This window comes from Leptolyngbya sp. FACHB-8 (assembly GCF_014695575.1).
Taxonomy (GTDB): Bacteria; Cyanobacteriota; Cyanobacteriia; order Elainellales; family Elainellaceae; genus Vacuolonema.
On sequence record NZ_JACJOO010000037.1, the window covers coordinates 1 to 18,483 of the forward strand.

Below are 18,483 nucleotides of genomic sequence, written 5' to 3' on the forward strand. Positions count from 1 at the left end.
AGGGTAGGGATCATCAGAACGCCGAACCAGCCTACATAGAGGCGGTTGTTGGTGCTGGTGACCCAGTTACAGAACTGCTCCCACACATTGGCGCTCTCGCGCCGTTGAAGGGTGGTCGTCATTGTTCTATGAGTGCTTTAACTACAAGTGTTCAGACGAAAACGATTCGCTTGAATCGCCGAAGTGCCGAAGGTCACCTCGTATTACGTATATTAAACAGGTTGTTTACTTTTGTAAAGGATTTTCTCAAGATTATCCTTCGCTCTGGAATCGTTACACTGGAGGAGCTGCTGGCGATCGCCCTGAGTCTACACATTTACAAGATCGCAATATTCCTTAACAAAACTGCAGCTTTTCTCGGGGCAATCTCGTGAAAACTGAGAGAGCCCAATCCCCGCCGGATCCCCCATTTACAAAAATTTATAGCTAAAACCCTTATCCAATGAGCATTTTCAGCGCTTAAGGAACCGTCAGTTGGTAGACTTTTGGGTGAGCGACAATCCGTTACGGAAAAGCTCCAAAATTAAACATGATTTGATAGTCAGGATGGCATCGGGATTGCGACAGTGAGCGATCCCATTAGTTTTTCAGAAGAAATTTCAGATGAAAGATTAATGCGCCGGGCCGTCCACTTTATTGACGCCTGCACTTGATGAGAAACCTTTGGGAGGACGAATGAATATTGCTGTTGTGGGACTGAGCCACAAAACTGCGCCCGTAGAAGTGCGCGAGAAGCTGAGCATCCCGACCCCGCAGATGGAGGGGGCGATCGCCCATCTCTGCAGCTATCCTCATCTGCAAGAAGCCGCCATTCTCAGCACCTGCAATCGATTAGAGATCTACGTGGTGGCAGAGGAAACGGATCACGGTGTACGAGAGGTTATCCAATTCCTGGCCGAACACAGCAAATTGCCGCTGCACCACCTTCGACAGCACCTCTTTGTCTTACTGCACCAGGATGCTGTGATGCACTTAATGCGGGTCTCGGCGGGTCTTGACAGCCTTGTCCTGGGTGAGGGGCAGATTTTGGCTCAGGTTAAGCACACTCACAAAGTGGGCCAGCAGTGCAAAGGGGTTGGGCGGATTCTGAATCAGCTCTTCAAGAGTGCTGTCACAGCGGGTAAGCGCGTTCGTACAGAGACCAACATCGGGACCGGAGCCGTATCCATCAGCTCGGCAGCGGTGGAGTTGGCTTGTATGAAGGCCGGAAACCTGGCTAATCGATCAATTGGCATCCTCGGTGCCGGTAAGATGGCGCGCCTGCTGGTGCAACACCTGCTTTCCAAGGGGGCGAACCAGATTACCATTGTCAATCGCTCCATTGAGGGGGCGCAGGAGTTAGCGAAGCAGTTTCCTGAAATTAATTTGCAACTCCATACGATGGAGGCCATGGGCTCTGTAGTGGCCTCGTCTCAATTGGTGTTTACTAGCACTTCGGCAACGGAACCCCTGCTCAATCGGGCCAAACTGGAAGCCATCCTGGATCCGCAACAGCCCATGATGTTGTTCGATATTTCGGTGCCTCGCAACGTCGATTCTGATGTGAATGAGCTGCCCTATGTCAATGCCTTCAACGTGGATGACCTGAAGGCTGTCGTGGCACAAAACCAGGAGAGCCGCCGTCAGTTGGCCATGGAAGCGGAAGCGTTGCTGGAAGAAGAGGTAGATACCTTTGTGCAGTGGTGGCGATCGCTCGAAACTGTTACCACTATTCGCTGCCTCCTTGACAAAGCCGAAACTATTCGGGCGCAGGAGTTAGAGAAAGCCCTATCACGCCTCGGTTCTGAGTTTGGTGAAAAACACCAGGCCACTATCGAAGCCCTGACTAAGGGAATCGTCAATAAGATTCTGCATGATCCGATGGTGCAACTGCGGGCTCAGCAAGATATTGAGGCTCGCCGTCGGGCTATGGAAACGTTGCGGGTGCTGTTCAATTTGGAAACCGAAACCCAATCCAGTCAGCAGTTCGGCTAATTCTTAAGCTCACACTCTGTTTCTGAATTCGGAAACTTTTTCCCTGCCAGATCCCCGGCTTTTTGAGAAAGCCGGGGATCTATACATTCATAAGGGCAGGGCTTCGCTTACAATCCGTAACGACAGCAAATTGGAGAACTAGCATTTATGGCGCTCTCTGAAGGAACCCCTGCTCCCGCTTTTACCGTGAAAGATACCAATGGCAACACTGTTTCCCTGGCTGACTATGCCGGAAAAACGGTGGTGTTATATTTCTATCCCAAAGATGACACCCCAGGATGCACCAAGCAAGCCTGTAGCTTTCGGGATTCCTATACGGAATACCAAGGCAAAGACATTGTGGTATTTGGGGTGAGTATGGATGACGAAGCCTCTCACCAGGCGTTTACTGAGAAATACAGCCTGCCCTTCCCACTGCTAGCAGATGTGGATGGATCTCTCACCAAAGCTTACGATGTTGACGGAGGCGGCTACTCCAAGCGCGTCACCTATGTAATTGGCAGCGATGGCACGATCCTTAAGGTATTTGACACGGTCAATACCACCAGCCATGCAGCAGACGTAATGGCAGCGATCGGTGCATAAATAGAAAGAAATACGCAGAGGAGAAGGGAAAACTGTTCCTTCCCCTTCGTATTTATGCACGGGTAGTGTTTCAGACCTGTGGATGAGGGCGTCTACACAGCTATCCACAGGTCTAGAACAGCACCTACGCTCCTACCAACTCAATCACCGTTACCTCCGGTGGGCAAAATAACCGTCCTGGCCAGTAGGTTCCGAGTCCTCGGTTCACATATAGCCAGCTGTCATCAACTCGATGCAATCCCTGCGACCAATCCCAATGTTTTAGAGTTGGATGCCTTTTGGGTTTCTTCTTCGTTTTTTTACCTTTTTTCGACGATAGAAACTCGCGAATTGTATCTGGAAAACACCAGTCAATATCAGGAAGCCAGCGTTGGGCAGGACCAAGACCTGGAAGAACAACTTGACCACCATGGGTATGGCCTGAGAGTTGTAGATCGACGCGCCAGGGTTTTAGGACTGTGAGAGAATCCGGGTTGTGGGATAGAACAATGCGAGGTGTTTGGGGATCGATCTGATCGAGCACAGAGGCGGGATCGAATTGCTTAGACCAGAAATCTGCCAGCCCTACAATGGGCAGATTGGGGCCAAGGGGCTCGGCCTGTTGGTTCCATAAGACCTGGATGCCTATTTCTTCAAGGGCATGGGTAACTTGCTTACGGGCTTTGGGATACCGGTGATCATGGTTGCCCAAAACAGCACAGATGCCCCGACGGCTCTGTAGAGTTGTTAGCTTTTGGGCCAGGGTCAGAATAGGGTAGGGCTCGCTGGTGATAAAGTCTCCCGTTAGAACAAGCAGATCGGGTTGGGCGGCGTTGGCCTGAGCGATCGCCTCCTCCAACAGCGAACTTGATAGACGGTAGCCATCATAGTGAAAGTCTGAAAGTTGAACGATACGGGTCTGCTGTAATGCAGGATCCAACCCTGAAATGGAAACAGTCACTCGTTCCACAGTCAAACGGCCAACCCTCAAAGGATTCATACGCTATAGCCACAGAGCTTACTAAAAGGGAAAGTGGGGTGTCTCCCTACTTTCCCTTGTACTAACACAAGTGGGTGAGCATCTGCCTCTAATATCTTTTCAAAAGGAAGCTGTGCTTTATGTTGCGTTGGTATAAACAGGACTTACGCAGATCCGCTATATCTAGAGCATTTATGTTGTAGTTGGGGTGCTTCGCACCCCAACTACAACATAAATGCATAATTTCTGATAAAGTAACGCTCCAGTTTGCCTGAAGGGCTTGCTATCAGGCGTCTTTGCCGTAGTATCCATGAATGAAAGTAGAAGCGAGCCATTGTAATTGAAAAAAGTTTTTACTCTTTCAAGAAACACGTCTGTTTCTTGTAATACAGCACAGAATAAATAGCATAAGTAATCATATTCATTTGGAGGATAAGCCGTTGTGGTGTGTGCGTTTTACCCGCCCATACGTTAGGCAAAAAGCTGTCCATCTCACAAAGCTTAACCTCAGTTCGGGTTAATGGTGTTTTCGAGTGCCGCGCGTTGCGCGGCACTCGAAAACACTCATTTTGGCGTGCGCAAAGCGCACGCCAAAATGAGCACTTCAGCTTATCCCGAACTGAGGTTAGGTTACTGAGTAGGCAAGGAAATGGGCGGGATAAACCTCCAACCCTTTCCTCGTCTACAGCATTTCCGCTCGGATGAAGTACAAGAGGTGGATATGGGGCTTTGTTCCACACTCGTCTCTTGTATTTCGTCAGATTGGAAAGGGCTATAAGTAAATGGTTTTATGTTTAATTAAGTTAAGCTGCTGTCTCATAAAAATGAATGGGACAGTAAGACTTTCAATAGCACTTGAACAGAAACTATTGCGATTGAGATAGCAATCGCTTCAGAAGTTATGAAAATCTGATTTTGGGATAGGAGTGTTTTGACAGTTTCGTATGTTTAGTCATTAAAAACGCTCCCAACTCAAACTAACACTAAGAAACGTTGATTTTCAATCTGCACAATGCTTTGCAATTATCAACAACACTCTGTTTACAAAGAATTGATTTTTTTTTATAACCGTGATTTAGTCAGGAAGTTTGGGAAACCTAGAAGTGCTGTTCTTAGTAAAGCGCTACCAAATCCTTTGGGTATCTTTGAGATTTTATTGGAAACCTCTGAGGAAAAAATCTGTTCCTGCATCCTCACTTCCAGAGTTTCAGTATTGCCGAAATCTAAGTTATGGACGTCTTCCATCAGTCCGTTTGGCCAGTTCCATTTCCCCGTGATTCAGGGGGTTTAAGGCTGCCTCTCATGTCCGTCTTCCAAAAAAATCTGTCCTCTCCCCTCGGCTCGAACTTTCAGCATCGGACTATGACATCGGAGCAAGCGGCCGTGACAGCACCCTTATATATGACGCTGAGTCGAGCGGGGATAGTGCTGGCAGCTACTCCCACAACAGCCGCGCATTTAGGTTTTGCAACATCCCATCTGATTGGGATGTCATTTCTGGATTTACTGTTGCATCGCGATCGCCTATGGCTTGCACGAAGCTTAGAGGCACTGGATCTTGAACCCGTCCAGTCATCGGTCACCCTACAACATAAAGATGGTTTCGGCTTAAGGGTAGAGTTAGCCCTTCAGGCGATGCAGGGCTTGGAAGATGCTGAGACCGTTTTGGTGGCACTCACTCCCGTTCACATACCGCATGATGCTTCTGTCGCCTCAGTAAACAGCTCAGAGCACCATCATCGATTTGTTTCCCAAATCGCTGTTGAATTTTCTCGCCATATTCGTCATAGCTTAGACCTGCATGAAATCTTGACGGCGGCGGTTAATCAAGTACAGGCCATTTTGGGGGCCGATCGCGTTCTTATTTGCCGTATTCATGATGAGAACGCAGGCACCGTTTTGGCAGAAGCTTGCCCCAGTGCAGAATTCAGCATCCTGAATCAGGACTCAGAGTATCAACAGTTTCCTCCAGAATGTCTACAACTCTACAAACAAGGTATTTCCCAGGTTATTGGCTCGATTGATGAAAGTGGTGAGAGCTGTCCAACCTGCTTCCTGAATAATCAGGTACAGGCGAAATTGGTGGTGCCCATTCTTCAACGGGCAGAAGCACAGCGGGGAGAGTTATGGGGATTGCTTGTCGCTCAGCAATGTACGACATCGCGAACTTGGGAAGCATGGGAAATTGATTTGATCAGCCAATTGGGTGGACAGTTAGAGATTGCTGTCTCTCAGTCAGAGTTGTATCAACAGGTGCAGCGGCTTAACACAGAGCTAGAGGATCAAATCCGGTTGCGGATGGCTCAACTGCAACAGGCCTACGATTTCGAAGCGACATTGAAGCGCATCACCGATCGCGTTCGTGACAGCCTTGACGAAGATCAAATTCTCCAGGCTGCGGTACGGGAACTTGCTACCGTTACCCGAGTAGCGGGTTGTAATGCAGCAATTTATGACTTGCAAAAGGGCACCTCAACAGTGCGCTATGAGTACACCACAACCGATTTGCCTTACCATGGCCGAGTGATTCAGCTCGATGCTTTTCCGGAAGCCTACACCACACTACTAGCAGGCCAACCAACCCAATTCTGCTCGCTGATGCCCAATCCTATTCGTGGAACGGTGGCAACACTGGCGGTGCCAATTCTGGATGACAAAGGGGTGCTGGGTGACCTTTGGCTGGTGAATGACAAGGAATATGCCTTTAGCGAACAAGATATTCGCCTGGTGCAACAGGTGGCAAACCAGTGTGCGATCGCCATTCGTCAGGCTCGCCTTTACCAGGCTTCCATGGCTCAAGTACGGGAGTTAGAGCGGCTCAATCAACTCAAGGACGATTTCCTGAGTACGGTGTCCCATGAGCTACGCACGCCCATGTCGAATGTCAAAATGGCCATTCAAATGCTAGAGATTCTGCTTCAGCAGACGGGTATGATGCTGGGCAATGAGGCCCGAATCGATCGCTATTTGAAGATTCTCCATGAGGAATCCCAGCGGGAAATCAACCTGATTACAGACTTACTCGATCTTTCCCGTTTAGATTCTGGAGCCGATACGGTGCAGATTGGCACACTCGATCTGTCTCAGTGGGTACCCCAGCGGATGCGAGTGTTTGAGGAGCAGGCCCGTACCCATCAACAAACGCTGGTCGTGCAGTGTCCGCCTACTCTGCCCGTGGTCACCACCGACAACTCCAAACTGGAGCGCATTTTAACAGAACTGCTCACGAACGCGTTCAAATACACTCCCTCTCAGGAGACGATTACCTTACAAGTGCAAGATGTGCAGGAGGATGGACGGGCGATCGCCCTCCGCCTTAGCGTCACGAACACAGGGGTTGAAATCCCACAGGACGAACAGGAACGGATTTTTGAAAAGTTCTACCGCATTCCCAATAACGACCCCTGGCAGTACGGGGGGACAGGGTTGGGGCTAGCCCTGGTGAAGCAAATGGTGCACCAGTTGGGAGGCCGCCTTACCCTCGAAAGCGGCCAGAACCAAACTTGCTTTGCCTTTGAGCTGCCCCTCTACCTGCGGCTGAATGGGAAGGACGAGAATCGGCCTAATGCGCCTGTATGGCCTGAAGTACCGCCACAATCACCTCTGGCGCTACCTGATCGGTAACTTTGGCCTCTCCAATGCGGGTTGGAAGAACGAAGCGTACTTTTCCGCCTTCCACCTTCTTATCGGATTGCAGAGACTCCAGGATCGCGTCGATGCTAATTCCAGCCGGTACCTGGGTCGGTAAGCCTGTTTTTTGAATTAGGGCCAGTTGGCGCTGGGTTTCTTCTTCTGTCCAGAGGCCACAGGAGACGGCGATCGCTCCTGCTGCCACCATACCGATAGCGACGGCTTCCCCATGATTCACTAAACGATATCCGGTAAGGCTTTCAATAGCGTGACCAATGGTGTGGCCGTAGTTCAAAATGGCCCGCAAGCCGGATTCTTTTTCATCCTGGCTGACCACATCTGCTTTAGCCTGGCACGAGCGAGTCAGGATCGTCTGCAACAGCTCTGCAGTTAGGTAGCGGAATTGATCCAGTCGGGGCTGCCGCTCCAACTGCTCGAACAAATCCGTGTCCCAGATAATGCCGTACTTAATGACTTCGGCCATGCCTGCTCGGAACTCACGGGGGGGAAGAGTTTTGAGTACGTCGGGATCAATCAACACCAGACGGGGTTGATGAAACGCACCAATCAGGTTTTTCCCTTTGGGGTGATTGATCCCCGTTTTGCCGCCAATGGATGCATCGACCATCGCCAGCAGAGAGGTTGGAACCTGTATAAAGCGAATACCCCGTAACCAGGTGGCCGCAGCAAAACCTGCCATGTCCCCAATCACGCCACCTCCCAGCGCGACGATGGTCGACGATCGCTCTAATCGGTGCTCTAGCGCGGCATCGTAAATCTTGTGTAGGGATGTGGGGGTTTTGAATCGCTCACCGGGTGGGATTAGGCATGTGGCGACTTCGAATCCGGCTTGAGTGAGTGAGGCGATCGCCCGCTCTCCGTAATGTTTGAAAATCGGTGGGCTGGATACCAACAACACCTGCTTGCCTAATTTCAGGGGTTGCATCCAATGGCCCAGATGATCCAAGCCACCGGGGGCGATCGCAACCTCGTAGGCGTGACCCGGCACGGGCACTGGAATAACCGATTTCATGCCTCTTCCTCTATGTAAAACGCAAAGATTCTACTTATCGTAGCCTCTTGGGAGGATGCTACGGCATTCGTAGAAGATCCCCTCCGAACTCTTTACGGAGGGATGAACTTTGCTCAAAAGCCATGCTTAAGAGAGGGATGATCGATAACGCTTCAAACATAAACTGCCTAACCAAACTGCGAAGGCCATATATCGCTGTAGCCATGTTTGTCAGGACAGAAAGAGTAAGGCGGCGCAACGCGCCGCCTTACTCTTTCTGTCCTGACAAACATGACTAGGAGGCTGCGGCTTAAGTTCGCGACCTATGTTTTGGTATGGGGTGCTTTGCACCCCATACCAAAACATGATTGATGAATTTCCGCCGCCGCGTACTAGGAGGATGGTTGTCGATCCTTTATAGCGCTGTGCGGGTTGATTAAGTACGGTGGTGTGGAGCACGAAGTGCTCCACACCACCGTTGCTGCACTTAACGCACTTGCACATTGCTATAAGTATGGCTTTTGAGCAGAAAAAAACCTCTGGCGATCGCCAGAGGAGGTCAGGAGAGGGAAACTGAAAGGTGCCTTGGGCGGATTAAACCCCCTCAGGGAAATGGGCTTAGCCCAACCACTCCAGCACCGCTTCGTCTTTGGTGTTGGTACGGCGCTCGGGGGTTTCGCGGTTGAACTTCATATGGATGGCGCGGGTCTGTTCGCCATCGGCGGCCACCGCCATGATGGGGTAGTCGATCAGGCCATCCTGGAAGGACATCTGGAAGCGGAAGGTGCCATCGGGATTGAGCTTGATGGGCTGACCTCCGATGGTAACAGTGGCATCCGGCTCAGTGGCACCGTACACAATCAGTTCGGCATCTGCTACCAACCAGAACTTGCGGGGACGAATGGGGGGAGCCGAGGCGGAGAAGCCCAGACCGTAACCCGACATGCCAATACCCGAGAAGTTGGGTGCGCCCATGGCTCCAGGGATAGCTCCAGGAGCAGCCCCAGCCCACATACCCATACCAGATGCGAAGACGTAGGAACTCATGGTTTCCAGTGCAGCGCCGGAAGTCATCTGGGCTGAACCGTAGAGGGCACCAGGCCCATAGGCAGCAGCTCCAGCTCCGTACTGCATTGAGCCGGCTACATGCTGGACCGACCCGGCTACATGCTGGACTGACCCGGCTACATGTTGAGCTGAGCCCGGAACATGCTGCCCCGAACCCGGTACATGCTGCATGGAACCATAGAGCGAACCTGCAACCCGTTGAGCTTCGGCGTCTTCTGCCATGCCGAAGATGCGGCTGTAGATGGCATCACTAACGGCAGATGCCTTCTGCCCAGGAGGCACCAGCTCCAGGAAAGTCTTACCACGCAGGTCTTCTTCCCAACCCACGTTGATGAACTGCTCATCCATCCAATCAGAGGGATAAACGGGTGGAACGTGCATGGGTTCAGAGCGAGCCAGCATCAGCCAGCGGCCATCAGCGGCGATGTAGCCGATTTCCAGCAGATAGTCGCGATCGCTTACGGGCACTGGCAAATACCATTCCCGTGCTAGCTCATCGCATTCGTACTGCTGAAGGCTATGGGGTCGCTGATAGTTGGGATTGATGTCGGTGACGTCGTAGAAGCGCAGAGCCAGACGAATACCACCCTGACGGCGTAGTGCTTCCCGGTGGCTGTTGGGAACATCCCAGTAGGCATAAGCCCATTGAGGGTCGCGGGGCATCAGCACGATACGGCTGTCACCATAACCATCAGGCAGGTCAGAGAGCGCTTCATCAACGGCAGCCAATTCGCCGCCCGTGAGATCTTGTTGACCAACGTCAAATTTTGCAGCTTCCACAGTTTCTTGAGCGGGTATTGGTTCAGAGGATGGTTCAAGGGATGGTTCAGGGGCAGAGGGAACAGGAGCAGCAGCATCTGCTGGCAGTTGCATAGCCTGAACAATGGCTTCAATCAGCTGCTCTTTCCGCATCCGGCTATACCGAGATACTTCATATTCGCTTGCGACTCGACGCAACTGGCGCAGAGTCATCTCTTCAAGCGGTGGACGTTCTTTTGTCATTAGATTGCATAACCTCTAAATTCACGATGAACCGGGTTCAACCACATCTGACCCTATAGAGGCCCCTGCCAGACGCTTGTCAGTGGGCAGTAGAGTTTTTGGGATCATGGGGATCACTCAGTTAGCTCCATATTGGGCAAAAACCCTCTTTTGGTCAAGAGCACAAATTGTTGTTTTCTGGCCTTTTTACGAGTTTCTGGCCTGATCTGGGATCGAAATATCAAGATTTCATGACATAGCGCTTCAAGGGCATTGCCGTGATCTCATGCAAATATCAAAATTTCCTGACATTTATTGTAACTACGGTGCTTGCGCTTGAATCAGCTACGGTTGTTTTTGTGAAAGCTGTGTGGAGCGCGGCTTTCATAAAAACAACCAGATTTTCAGCGCTTGAAAAGCACTGTAAGGAATGCAGATAGAATAAAACCCGAAATTTTTGTGGAAGGTGTAGCCAAGCTGCGCCTCCCACAAAAATTTCGGGTTTTATTCTGTGCAGGATCCTAAGCGGCAGAAATTAACCCTTCCAATGGCTTTGCGGCACCGTCTAGAACTGGAAGGAGCGATCCTTAAGCCAGAATCGTAAGGGAACCGCCTGACCCTGATTGCCCACCTTGATATCCACCACAAAGGGAGCCGCAGCGATCGCCCCCGCCCCGGGAGGAGCCGTAAGAGGTTGTTGCTGCGCCTCTGAAATATACTGATTAATTTCGTTCCGCTGTTCTTCCGGGATGTAATAGCGTTCCAGGTCGTAGAGAACTTGCCCCATCTGGTACTGGCCATGCAGCGCTACCTGATTATTGGGAAGATGGGTGGGGCGATCGCGGTGAACTGCTACCGGTTGCCAGGGCTGAGGTGGTGTAGTCGTTGTGTCCTTAGGAGCTTCCAGCACGAGGTAAAAATCGGCACCTTTTAAGAACGTGGAACCGTTACGCCATTCTCTATCCTGGGCGGGTATAGCTTCATTCCAACCTGGCAGTTTAGATAGGCGGCTGGGTTCTGATATCTCGTAGCTGAGTGTTACGTAGTAGCCCCGGAACAGATCATAGGGATCGACGGGGGCAGTCTGAAGGGTGACGGTCTGCCCGGTCGTGAGGGTGTGCGTAGCCTGAACCGGAACCCATAAAATCAGCACCGATTGAAACAGCAGAGGAATCCAAAAGGCCCAGCGGGAACGGGCAATACCACGGGGCGATCGCGACGTGAGGGCTGCTTCAGCCTGCTGATTCACGTTGGGTTGCTGAGAGGAATTCAGGTTGCTCATGGGATGCTTTCTTCCGAAGAACTGGGGCCCAAAACCGACGGGCGTTCAAGACTGCGTACATTGCGTTCAAACCAGAGGCCAAATAGAATCACTCCCACACCGCATAGAACGAAGGACAGAGACTTCAGCAGCAGGCCTGTGTCGTACTCCAGCATGCGGCTCAAGATATGCAGAGCTAACAGTACCAGGCCACACCAAAACAGACCTCGATTGGCTTCTGCTAAACCCTCGCGGATGAAGCCGATGGAGAACAGCGCCAAAATAATGTTGATGATAAAGGTGGCGACCGCCCCCAACGGTGACACTCCTACATGCCAAATCACCAGAAACGCCAGAAACCCTAGCAGAAGCAGCATCGTTATATCAGACTGTACCAACCCCCAACGCTGTACCCGGGCTGTCGGGCGGGCCAGGTAAGCCCAGCTAGCCAGGGTGATAAGGATCAAAATCAGGATGGTCGGGTTAAGCCATAACCCATAGCCAGCCCCAAACCAATAGCTAAGTTGCAGACCCAGGGAGGGCCGGTCGATGGTGTTGGCCCATACCCAATTAAATGAGGCCAGATAAGTGAAGGCCACAAGATAAACGATCGCCAACCCCTGTGCCAGCGATCGAAACCAGCGGTGTTGAGGGAGTGGCTGGCGGACGACTGACCACCAAAGATAGTCATCGTAGCTCCAGAGCAACGCGGGCGGCAGGATTAGCACCAGAGTGAGCCAGAGCGCTGGGGCATCGGGAAAGCGCTCGGCCAGATCGGCAGCGGCGGTGAAGAAGGAGGTGATGAGGGCGATCGCTCCCAAAGCGAAGACGACGCGTGATCGGGTTCGATAGGCCAACCAGGTGTACACAAACGCCGCAAATAAAGGCATCCCTTGAAACAACACCGTCAGCCCCAGTGAACCACTCCAGTTACCGGGTTCGATAAACCCTGACCAATAGCCAACTCCCAGCAACAGCATCGCCAACAGACTGAGGGACAGCAGCCGTAGCCCGAAGGCCATGGCTAATACTCCCAAACCCCATACCAGAAATAACTGATAGGCTGCACCGCCGATGTGAAACATCTGGCTACCCAGAGCCAAGTTTGCCCCCATAAGCAGGCCACCCAACAACAAAAAGCCGGTACCGAGGCGTTGCTGCCAACTCTGACGGCCTGGAATGACTCCCGGTCGTGTCCAGAGCCAATAACCCAGAATGTTGGCCCCCAGAAACACAGTCAGCAGCAGGGTCAGCTTGAGGCTGCGAGGGATAGCCTGCCAGTTGGCCGCCACAAAGGTGATGACGCCTAGCCCTAGTAGGATGCTGCCCAGACCAATCAGGGTGACAATGAAGCGATCGCGCGCTGACGTCTCTAACCGCTCAAATTGATACAGGTTCGCTAGCTGCTCATACTGGTCAGGGCTAATCAGCCCGCCCCCCTGCCATTGTTGAGCTTCCTGTCGCAGTTGCCGCCGAAACTTTTCCGATGCCATGTATTACTCCTACGCTACGCACGAGCCGTAGCTTGCTTTTATGGTGAATGGAGTTAGCTCATGTGTCGCACGGTGCTAACAAATTGCAAGGCAGAGACAGGACGGAATCTGAATTGGCTTTAATGCTGTAAAGAAACTTAAAATTTGTGACAGTTGTTTTATTGCTATTGCCTGGATGGTTAGGGCATGCAGAAGCAGTAAGAGCTTTGCCCCTACTGCTTCTGCATGCCCTAACCATCCAGTTCAAGGCTATCAGTCCTGTTTCTGACCTCAGTTCGGGATAAGCTGCAGTGCCCATTTTGGCGTGCGCAAAACGCCCTTAACCCGAACTCAGGTTTTCTACAGCTCTGAACCCTTGTGGTCGAGGCACTACATATAGTGCCTCGACCACAAGGGTTCAGGAGTTTGGTTTGCATTCCTACTGAGGCTTAACGATTGGGTTTGGGCGGCGATTGAGGAGACCTTGTGCCAGCTGATGAATTGGTTGGCTTGGCTGGAGCCGGAGTATCTGGCTGAAGCCGGTGCCGCCCGTTTCGGACCACCCGCAGCATGTCCGTAAACTGCATTTCCAGGTCACCCAGAACGCGATCGGCGTAGAGATCGGCCCCCGATTGGATTTCAGCGCACTCAGCCATAGCTCGCTGGCGCATTTCTTCTAATTCTTGTTGGGCTTGCCGGCGCATACGCTCAATTTCCATGAGGGTTTGCTCCTGGGCCTCTTCGCATTCCTGCTGGACACGTTGGCGAACCTGTTTGATCTCCATCTCGGCCTGACGGATTAAACCCATCTCATCAATGATTTGGGCAGCTCGTCGCTCGGCCATCTCAATAATTTCCTGGGCATACTGTTCAGCCTCTAGCAGGATCTCTTCCTTCTCTTGCAGGATTTTGCGAGCTTCCTCGAAGGCCGTAGGAAGGTTTACCTGCACCACTTCCAACTGCTCTAGCAACTGGTCCTCGTTAACCAGCGTCCGGTTAAATAGACGCGGGCTATCGAGCAGCATTTCCTCAAGCTTTTCCAGCTCCCGTTGGATGTCGACGCGTCCTACCCGTGTGGCATCCTCTCCCCGTGAGGTTCCACTGCTGTTGGGGCTGGCTCCATTGCGGTCTGGGGTAATGCGGTTGGAAGTGTCTTCGCGTAGCATTGGTGGATGTCTCGTGCAACGGGATGAGGGACAAGGTGATCCACTGGACCACCAAATTTGGCAATTTCTTTAACCAGACTGCTGCTCAAGAAGCTGTATTCCGTTGAGGTCGCCAGAAAAAATGTTTCAACTTCATCGGACAAAGTGCGATTCGTATGAGCCATTTGCAGCTCTTTCTCGAAGTCGGAGAGAACACGCAAACCTCTCAACAGCACGTTAGCCTGGCGCTTTCGCGCATAGGTGATGGTCAGCCCATGGAAACTATCAACCTCGACATTCGGAAGATGGTGCGTAGATTGACGAATCTGCTCGATCCGTTGCGGAACGGGAAACAGAGGCGTTTTAGTGGGGTTGGTCATGATGACCACGATCACCTGATCAAAGAGCTTGCACCCCCGCTCAATGATATCCAGGTGCCCGAGGGTAATCGGGTCAAAGCTACCGGGATAGATGGCAATCACGCCTTCAGCTTAGAGGGATATAAAAACGACGAAATGATTATACCGGAACGTTTTTCTTAGACCTTAAACTCTCATGTTAGGAGAAAAAAGCCTGGAACAAAACAGTAAGCCGTTATCTTAACAGGCAAATGAGCCCCTGAGGATTTTCCTTTCTATTTTCGCGTCTTTTGCAAATCCTGGGTGATATTTACTCCTGCGTCGAGTCGTTGCCCACAGGAGTGGGGGGTGGGGGCGGAGCGTCCACAAACCGGACTCAGGTTCGATACTTCCAGTAAAGGATGCGAGAATATCAGACCGTGGGGGCGATCGCCCCAATACTCTCGTGTGTGATGGAAGGAACCGATGCCTAAACTGGTAGTTGCGACCGGAAACCCCGGCAAATTAAAAGAAATGCAGGCCTACCTCACTGATCCCAACTTGCCCTGGGAGTTGGTGTTGAAACCCGCTGAGATAGACGTCGAGGAAACCGGTGAAACCTTTGCTGAAAACGCGGTGTTAAAAGCGTCTCAAGTGGCACAGGCAACGGGGGAATGGGCGATCGCGGATGACTCAGGCCTGATGGTCGATGCTTTAGGAGGCGCACCCGGAGTTTACACCGCCCGTTATGGGAAGACGACGGCTGAGGGAATTCAGCGGGTGCTGACGGAGTTAGGAGATCGCCCGGATCGGGGGGCACAGTTTGTGTGTGCGATCGCGATCGCTCGTCCCAACGGAGAAATTGCACTACAAACCGAAGGCATCTGTCGTGGGGAGATTACTCACACTCTCCAGGGTGAGGGGGGATTTGGTTATGATCCCATTTTCTTTGTGCCTGAACATGGCATGACCTTTGCCGAAATGCCTGCTGAGGTGAAGCACCCCATTAGCCATCGTGGATTAGCTTTCGCCGCCCTGTTGCCCCAATTGGATGCTTTAGCCGCAGAGGTTTAATCTAAGACGCGTTTTAAAGCTCGCTGGAAGCGTTGTTTTTCGTGCGCGAAGCGCATAAAAAAACAACTTCTACAGGTTCACTCTGGTTGTGTGGTGTGCGAAGCACACCACACAACCAGAAAAGGAGAGGGTGGAGGCAACGCCTCCACCCTCTCCTTTTCCTTACATGTTTGTGACGGCCTAAATAGCTTCCATGTTCACTTCGCCAGTGCGGATACGAACAATGCGATCAACAGGCGAAATGAAGATCTTCCCATCGCCAATCTCGCCCGTACGAGCAGCGGAAATAATTTTGTCTACGACCATATCCACTTGATTGTCTTCGACCACAATTTCCAGCTTGAGCTTCTGCAAAAACTCAACGGTGTACTCAGACCCGCGATAGCGCTCCGTTTGGCCCTTCTGACGCCCAAAACCTCGTACCTCTGAAACGGTCATCCCAACGATGCCCGCATTAACCAGAGCAATTTTGACCTCATCCAGCTTAAAGGGACGAATAATAGCTTCAACTTTTTTCATGTAACGGTTCACTCCTAATCGTTTACCAACCCGCACACCAGCATGACTTGTAACATCGTCCAGGTCGGCTAATTGTAACGGGCACTACCATCTGTCCACAGACACCCCCATATTTTGCCACCCCGGCCTGTTCTACCCAACGATTTCAGCATTAAAATTCTCCAAAATCTTAGGGGTTTTTCCCGACTACACGGGTAAGGTTTACAACCCATGGTCTTCTGGTTCTAAACCTTGTGCCATAGCCCAGTCGGAGCAAGGTGGCAAGGCGATCGCTCTCGACGCGATCGCCATTCTCCAGATATTCCCACGAAAAACCCTCTCATCCACAACAAACTCATTCTGGAGCGTCGTCAAAAAACGAGGAGAACTCTCTCTTTTCCACGCTCTTACCCATTGGCTCACCCACCCCCTCTTACAACCCCTAACCCAGGCAAATTGCCCGGGATTAATCGCCCCTCGTGCAAAGTGGCACCTACAAAAGGATCGTCCTTTAGATTCAGGTGGCTATCGAGATCTAAATGGGTGGCGAAGGGGCCAAGGTGGGCGGCGGCTGTGTTGCTGAGGGTGCTGTCGGAGTAGCAGCCAAACATGAGGTGAAGCCCGAAGGTTTGGGCTGTGTGAACCATGCGTAAGGCTTCGCTGAGGCCACCGGATTTCATGAGTTTGATGTTAATGCCATGGACACAATCGGCCAGTTTGGGAATATCTGCGCGATCAAAACAGCTTTCATCGGCAAACAGGGGTAGGGGAGATTCTCGGTAGAGTTGGGGCAGGTTGTCTTCTTGCCCAACCGGGAGAGGCTGTTCGAGATAGGTGACACCGCGATCGCACAACCAGTGGCTCATGGCGATCGCTTCCTCCAAGGTCCACCCTCCATTGGCATCCACACTCACCTTCGCTCCGGGAGGAACTTTTTCGAGCACCGCCGTAAACATGGCCTGATCCGCATTCACTCCCGCAGGACTTCCCAGCTTGATTTTGATGGCACGAGCATCCACGACCGCCAGCCAATCGACGAGGCGTTGCTGAGCGGCAGCCGGCGTGTTGATGCCGATGGTGACGGAGGTGGGGACGATGCGATCGCGATCCAATCCCCACAACTTCCATAGAGGCAATCCGGCTTTTTTGCCTAACCAGTCGTGCAGAGCTAGATCCAGGGCGTTACGGGCAGCAGAGGGCAGTCTGTGTTGTTGCATCAAGGCTTCGAGGGCCTGGCGTTCGTAGGGGCTGTAGCCTGCTAAATGGGGGGTGAAGGTCTGGAAGGACTGGGCGATCGCTTCTGTGGTCTGCGGTTCTCCCCTGACGGAAAAGGGGGAGGCTTCTCCCCATCCCTCAATACCATCGTGCTCCAGAATGAGCCACAGGTTAGTCGTTTCGGACGTAGTACCCCGGCTGATGGTGAGGGGCACGTGCTTGTGTACGGTAAAGGGTTCGACGCGAATATGCATGAAGCAGCATGGGGAAAATCATTGCTTCTATTCTTACGTTCATTGGGCTTGTGGCAAGGGGAGAGCTTCGCCGCACAACAATTTACGCAGAAAGTCTAAAAGAGAGGTGGGGCAAAGCCCTACCTCTCTTTGGTACAAGCTATCTAGTGATAGCTATAGATCACTTTGAAGTGAGATTACTTTGAGGAACCAGACTTTTCTTCAGCTAAAGACTCGCTGGCGCTGCTGAGCTGACGGCCAACCTTTTGCAGAACACCTTTGAAACCGCGAGGGGCTTCAGATGCAATCTGGGCGGTTTGTTCGCCAACATGAGCCAGGGCTTTGGCAATGGTTTCAGGCTTGGAATTGCCACGGCTGAGAGCTTGCTTCAGGCTCTTCAAGCTATTTGCAACTTCCTTGTACTGTTCTCCCTCAGCTTTGTTGAGCATATTGTACCAGAAGTCGATCGCCCCAACAGCCTGCTCGGGATCCAGAGTTGTGAGTTCGTCTCCTTCGCTCTTCTCAACAATGGTGTCGAGTTGCTCGTGCATTTCCCGATCTTCGGCCTTGGCGATAGAGGTGCCAGCGCTGCGAAGCTGCTTGCTCAAGCGTTGAACCGTTTGCTTTGAGCCTTTTTCGGCTTCTCCAGAAAATTCAGCGGTGCGTTCACCGATTTGAATCAACACTTCACTGATTTCATGGCCGGTGGATTTGTCACTCTTCAGCAACTTCTGCAATTCTTTCAATTCAGCAGCTAATTCTTTGCCGCCATTAATTTTTGATTTGCTCAAAAGGGACTGCCATTGATCAATTAATGCCAGGGCATCTTCGATGGCAATACTGTTGAGATCGCTCTGCAAAGATTCAACCAGTTGATCTAGATTTTGATTTACATCAGTGTCAACTTGATTGGTGTCTTTTTGGTTTTCTGCTTCTTTTTTTGCAGCCATGTGAGAACTCCATGAAGAAATGTAAATATAGGCTTAGCCTATAGAATTCATTTGCTTTTGCCCCTCTGTCAAAGGTGACGTTCTCACAT

15 protein-coding genes and 1 pseudogene are annotated in these 18,483 nt (G+C 51.6%); 4 read left to right on the forward strand and 12 right to left on the reverse strand.

Annotated features, from left to right (window positions below; all coding sequences use genetic code 11):
- Positions 1–122: pseudogene (locus H6F91_RS07415) on the reverse strand (photosystem II q(b) protein); the annotation flags it as partial.
- 553 nt (positions 123–675) lie between these two features.
- Here H6F91_RS07415 and H6F91_RS07420 point away from each other — a divergent pair.
- Both H6F91_RS07420 and H6F91_RS07425 read left to right on the forward strand, forming a co-directional pair.
- Entirely contained in the window at positions 676–1,974 is a 1,299-nt protein-coding gene (locus H6F91_RS07420; protein WP_190771049.1) for a glutamyl-tRNA reductase, read from the forward strand.
- A 147-nt stretch (positions 1,975–2,121) separates the two neighbouring features.
- Positions 2,122–2,559: a peroxiredoxin gene (locus H6F91_RS07425; protein ID WP_190771050.1), complete on the forward strand. Its 438-nt coding sequence runs from the start codon at positions 2,122–2,124 to the stop codon at positions 2,557–2,559.
- Positions 2,560–2,683: 124 nt separating this feature from the next.
- Here H6F91_RS07425 and H6F91_RS07430 read toward each other — a convergent pair whose 3' ends face one another.
- The gene (locus H6F91_RS07430; RefSeq protein ID WP_190771051.1) at positions 2,684–3,538 is read right to left on the reverse strand and encodes a metallophosphoesterase; all 855 of its coding nucleotides are present in this window, start codon (positions 3,536–3,538) and stop codon (positions 2,684–2,686) included.
- Between the two features lie 1,341 nt (positions 3,539–4,879).
- Here H6F91_RS07430 and H6F91_RS07435 point away from each other — a divergent pair.
- Positions 4,880–7,141, forward strand: coding sequence for a GAF domain-containing sensor histidine kinase (locus tag H6F91_RS07435; RefSeq protein ID WP_206754914.1), 2,262 nt, complete (start codon positions 4,880–4,882; stop codon positions 7,139–7,141).
- Here H6F91_RS07435 and aroB read toward each other — a convergent pair.
- From aroB to coaD, 6 genes are all read right to left on the reverse strand, one after another.
- A complete protein-coding gene (aroB, locus tag H6F91_RS07440) occupies positions 7,080–8,180 on the reverse strand; it encodes a 3-dehydroquinate synthase (protein WP_190789281.1) in 1,101 nt (366 codons plus the stop codon). The genes H6F91_RS07435 and aroB overlap by 62 nt on opposite strands.
- A 597-nt stretch (positions 8,181–8,777) precedes the next feature.
- Positions 8,778–10,229 (reverse strand): DUF4912 domain-containing protein, encoded by a 1,452-nt coding sequence (locus H6F91_RS07445; RefSeq protein WP_190771054.1) that lies wholly within the window; start codon positions 10,227–10,229, stop codon positions 8,778–8,780.
- A 544-nt stretch (positions 10,230–10,773) separates the two neighbouring features.
- Positions 10,774–11,490 (reverse strand): GDYXXLXY domain-containing protein, encoded by a 717-nt coding sequence (locus tag H6F91_RS07450; RefSeq protein ID WP_190771055.1) that lies wholly within the window; start codon positions 11,488–11,490, stop codon positions 10,774–10,776.
- On the reverse strand, positions 11,487–12,962 hold the full coding sequence (locus tag H6F91_RS07455) for a DUF2157 domain-containing protein (protein ID WP_190771056.1): 1,476 nt from the start codon (positions 12,960–12,962) through the stop codon (positions 11,487–11,489). The genes H6F91_RS07450 and H6F91_RS07455 overlap by 4 nt, the downstream gene beginning before the upstream one ends.
- Before the next feature lie 428 nt (positions 12,963–13,390).
- Positions 13,391–14,107 carry an ATP synthase F0 subunit B gene (locus tag H6F91_RS07460; protein WP_190771057.1) on the reverse strand — a complete coding sequence of 239 codons (717 nt, stop codon included), beginning with the start codon at positions 14,105–14,107 and terminating at the stop codon, positions 13,391–13,393.
- Positions 14,008–14,568: a pantetheine-phosphate adenylyltransferase gene (coaD, locus tag H6F91_RS07465; protein WP_190771058.1), complete on the reverse strand. Its 561-nt coding sequence runs from the start codon at positions 14,566–14,568 to the stop codon at positions 14,008–14,010. The genes H6F91_RS07460 and coaD overlap by 100 nt, the downstream gene beginning before the upstream one ends.
- A 342-nt stretch (positions 14,569–14,910) precedes the next feature.
- Between coaD and rdgB the strand changes: the two genes are divergently transcribed.
- On the forward strand, positions 14,911–15,498 hold the full coding sequence (rdgB, locus tag H6F91_RS07470; RefSeq protein WP_190771059.1) for an RdgB/HAM1 family non-canonical purine NTP pyrophosphatase: 588 nt from the start codon (positions 14,911–14,913) through the stop codon (positions 15,496–15,498).
- A 180-nt stretch (positions 15,499–15,678) separates the two neighbouring features.
- Here the strand turns inward: rdgB and H6F91_RS07475 are convergent, their stop codons facing one another.
- The 4 genes from H6F91_RS07475 to H6F91_RS07490 form a co-directional block, all read right to left on the reverse strand.
- A complete protein-coding gene (locus tag H6F91_RS07475; protein WP_190771060.1) occupies positions 15,679–16,017 on the reverse strand; it encodes a P-II family nitrogen regulator in 339 nt (112 codons plus the stop codon).
- 201 nt (positions 16,018–16,218) lie between these two features.
- Positions 16,219–16,344, reverse strand: a complete 126-nt coding sequence (locus tag H6F91_RS28245; RefSeq protein ID WP_277874370.1) for a hypothetical protein — start codon at positions 16,342–16,344, stop codon at positions 16,219–16,221.
- A 71-nt stretch (positions 16,345–16,415) separates the two neighbouring features.
- Complete coding sequence (locus H6F91_RS07485; protein WP_190771062.1) at positions 16,416–17,465, reverse strand: dipeptide epimerase; 1,050 nt, start codon at positions 17,463–17,465, stop codon at positions 16,416–16,418.
- Positions 17,466–17,641: 176 nt separating this feature from the next.
- Positions 17,642–18,394 carry a hypothetical protein gene (locus tag H6F91_RS07490; RefSeq protein ID WP_190771063.1) on the reverse strand — a complete coding sequence of 251 codons (753 nt, stop codon included), beginning with the start codon at positions 18,392–18,394 and terminating at the stop codon, positions 17,642–17,644.
- Positions 18,395–18,483: the final 89 nt, after the last annotated feature.